The following is an 829-nucleotide window of genomic DNA, read 5'->3' as shown; positions in this document are numbered from 1 at the left end:
GTCAAAGCAACTGAAGCAGGATGCGGACGAAAACTACGATTCTGGGCTCGAAATCGTAAATACCGTGCGTGAGGACTCGAAGAAACAGTCGGACAAATTCTTTGGCAAAATTGGTGAAGACCTAAAGGGCACATCCAAGGAAATGCGAGATTCTTCTGGTGGGGCAATCCGTGCAACCAAAAAGGAAGTTGAGGAGCTAAACACTGCGCTTGGGCAAGGAACTCGCGAATCCCTCAACACGTCGAGCCAGCGTATGAACGAAATGCTTTCCAGTGCAGTCCTCGACTCCGACGCGGCTGGCGAACTGCTTAGCGCAGACATCAAGAAGGTGCTAAACGATATCGGCACCAATGATTCTGACAGTACCGGTCTGCTTGGTGCGATGGCGGCTTCAAACGGTCAGCTCGGGATTGCTGACGAAAAGATGACGACCTCGACGACGCAAATGTCGCAGTATCAGCTGCTGCAGAGGTCCCGATTCGATGAGTTCATCATGCGTCAGGGTGTGCTACAGGCAAGTCTTGCACGACTGGAGAACATTCCGGGTTTCCCGGTTGAGCAACCGGATGTTAACCCCCATGTGTTTACCTTCCAGGTGGCGACAGGAGACAACAGGTGAGCCGTCAAGAACAGCCGAACGCCCCAGTGCAGAAGCATTCAACCAAGAAAGACAACTCCAAAAAGTCAAGGCAACCGTGGATTATAGGACTAGCAGTCCTGCTTGTCGTACTGGTCTTCGTAGGAGCCAGCTGGGCAATCTTTTCTAAACAGGAAGATCCCGTTGGCGAACCTGCGCCGTCTCCCAAACTGGAAATTGTCGATAAAAAAA

Annotated in this window: 1 protein-coding gene and 1 pseudogene; both read left to right on the top strand. The window is 51.6% G+C overall.

Annotation, left to right across the window (positions count from 1 at the left end; genetic code table 11):
* Positions 1-619: hypothetical protein (locus HMPREF1627_RS00025; protein ID WP_034499628.1), on the top strand; the 619-nt coding region annotated here is incomplete at its 5' end.
* Positions 616-829 (top strand): annotated as a pseudogene (locus tag HMPREF1627_RS10590) (hypothetical protein); the annotation flags it as partial. The gene HMPREF1627_RS00025 and the pseudogene HMPREF1627_RS10590, both read left to right, overlap by 4 nt.

Source organism: Actinomyces sp. S6-Spd3 (genome assembly GCF_000758755.1).
Taxonomy (GTDB): domain Bacteria; phylum Actinomycetota; class Actinomycetes; order Actinomycetales; family Actinomycetaceae; genus Pauljensenia.
Note: the sequence above shows the minus strand (reverse complement) of the source record. Positions and strands in the feature narration are given on the sequence as shown.